The organism is Rhodoblastus sp. (assembly GCF_041915505.1).
Lineage (GTDB): Bacteria > Pseudomonadota > Alphaproteobacteria > Rhizobiales > Beijerinckiaceae > Rhodoblastus.
The window spans coordinates 1-2,058 of the sequence record NZ_JAYSBG010000189.1 but is presented as its reverse complement, the minus strand read 5'-3'; the positions used below and the strand labels follow the sequence as shown (position 1 = coordinate 2,058).

Sequence of the window (2,058 nt, the reverse complement as noted above, 5' to 3'; positions counted from 1 at the left end):
GATTGGACGGAGGCGTGGCGGGCCTGCGGCGTCGCCCCCGCCTCCCCGCAGGAAATGCGGGTCTGGCGCGACAAGGCGGAAAGGCTGATCGAGGACCGCGAGGCGCTGCGGCGCGATCAGGCCCGCGCGCAGGAGCAGGGCGCGGCGCTCGAACGGATCGCGCCCGGCCTCGAAACGCTCGCCGCCGCCTGCGGCCTCGATCCCCTGCCGCTCGACGCCGCCGCTTTGGCGCGGCGGATCGCCGCGCGCATCGACGAGATCGCAAAGGCGCAGATTACGGCGCGTGAGGCGCGCGCCCGGCTGGCCGATGCACCGGAGCGGATCGCCAGGCTCGAGGAGCGCCTCGCCCGGCTCGCCGAAGAGGAAAAGACATGGCGCGACCAATGGCGTGACGCGCTGGCCGCGCTCTGTCTCGATTCCGACGCCGCTTTCGACGAAGCGCGGGCGCGCGTCACGCTCTGGCGCGCGCTGCCGCGCGAATTGCTCGACGAGGAGGAGGCCGCCAACCGGGTCGATGCGATCGGACGGGACATGGCCGCTTTCGAGCAGCGCCTCGACGCTCTGCTGGCGCTCTGCGCGCGCGACATTTCGTCGCGCCCCACTGAGCCCGCCGTGGCGCAATTGCGCGGGCGGCTGGCGGCGGCGCGTCAAAAAGCCGCCTTGCGCGCGCGGGCCGAACAGGCGCTGCGCGCGGCCGAGGAGCAAGCGGCGCTGGCCGAACAGGCGCAGACCGCGACGGAGGCCGATTTGCAGGCTTTTTGCGCGCGCCACGGCCAGTCCGGCGCGGTTGAGCAGATCGCCGCGCGGCTGCGCGAGCGCGCGGCGACGGAAGCCGAAATCAAGGCGGAAAGCGAACGACTCGCATTGGTCGCCGAGGGCCATGACGAAGCCGCCCTGTCGCGCGAAGCGGCGGATTTCGACCCCGATTCCGCCCGTATCCGGCTCGATATGATCCGACGTCAGAGCAAGGAGCGCGAGGACCGCGCCCGCGACATTTACGCCGCGCAGCGCGCGAGCCAGGGCGACCTGGCTCGGCTGCAACAAAGCGCTGGCGCCGAGGCGGCGATTGTCGCGCGCGAGGCGGCGCGGGCCGATATCGCCGAGCTTTCGCGGCGCTGGGCGGTGCTGAAACTCTCGGCGCTGCTGGTGGGCGCGAGCCTGGAGCGGCGGCGCGGCCAGCGCCAGGACCCGCTGCTCGCGCGCGCCGGCGTGTTGTTCGCCGCGCTGACCGAGGGGCGCTACAGCGGCCTCGGCCAGAATTTCGGCGAGGACGACCTGTTGCATCTGATCGCCCGGCGCGCCGACGGCGAGGCGCTTGGCCTCGCCGCGCTGAGCGAGGGCGCCCGCGATCAGCTCTATCTCGCTTTGCGCCTCGCTTTTCTCGAAGATTACGCGGCGCGTTCGGAAAGTCCGCCCTTTGTCGGCGACGATCTGTTCGCCAGTTTCGACGAAGCCCGCGCCGCCGCCGGCATCAAGGCGCTGGCGGCGGCGGGCGCGGCCATCCAGCCCATTCTGTTCACGCATCACGCTCATATCCTGCGCATCGCGGACCAGGTTTTGGGCCCGCGCGCGCAGATCTTGCGGCTGGACAGCGCGGGCGGCTGAAATTCCGCTCTGGCGCCATTCTTGTTTTGCGTTAGATTGTCATTGAAAACATTTCGAGGGACGGCGTCATGCGTCAGAATCGCAACAGCAAAACGCCCAGCCGCCTGGTTCGGCTGATGATCTCCAACTGGATGCTCGGCTGGGCCGTGGGCTTCGCCTGCGCCGCCGCCGTGCTGGCGTCCAATATCGCCGGCATCTGCGATCTGATGCTGCGTTCCGACGTGATGTGGCAGGGTCTGACGCTGCTGTTCGGCGGATTTGGCCTGTTCTTCGGCGGCGTCGTCTGCGCCACCGCCATCATGCTCCTGCCGACGGACGAGGAGGCGTGGGAGGATCGCGGCGGCGGTACGGCCGCGCCGGTCCTGCTGCCCGCCTATGTGCTGGCGCGGGCGCGCGCCTCGCGCGGCTGAACCGACCGGCTCGCATCGACTTTTTGCCATCGAGCATTTACAC

At 70.3% G+C, this 2,058-nt stretch carries 2 protein-coding genes; both read left to right on the top strand.

The window, feature by feature from the left end; all coding sequences use genetic code 11:
• The coding region (locus tag ACE3S9_RS12355; protein WP_374546766.1) for an ATP-binding protein at positions 1-1,605 on the top strand (1,605 nt) is incomplete at its 5' end.
• Between the two features lie 68 nt (positions 1,606-1,673).
• Positions 1,674-2,015, top strand: a complete 342-nt coding sequence (locus ACE3S9_RS12350) for a hypothetical protein (protein WP_374546765.1) — start codon at positions 1,674-1,676, stop codon at positions 2,013-2,015.
• Positions 2,016-2,058: the final 43 nt, after the last annotated feature.

Excerpts from the sequence above, each read along its gene's own strand:
- ACE3S9_RS12350 (WP_374546765.1), top strand. The coding sequence starts at position 1,674 with ATGCGTCAGAATCGCAACAGCAAAACGCCCAGCCGCCTGGTTCGGCTG.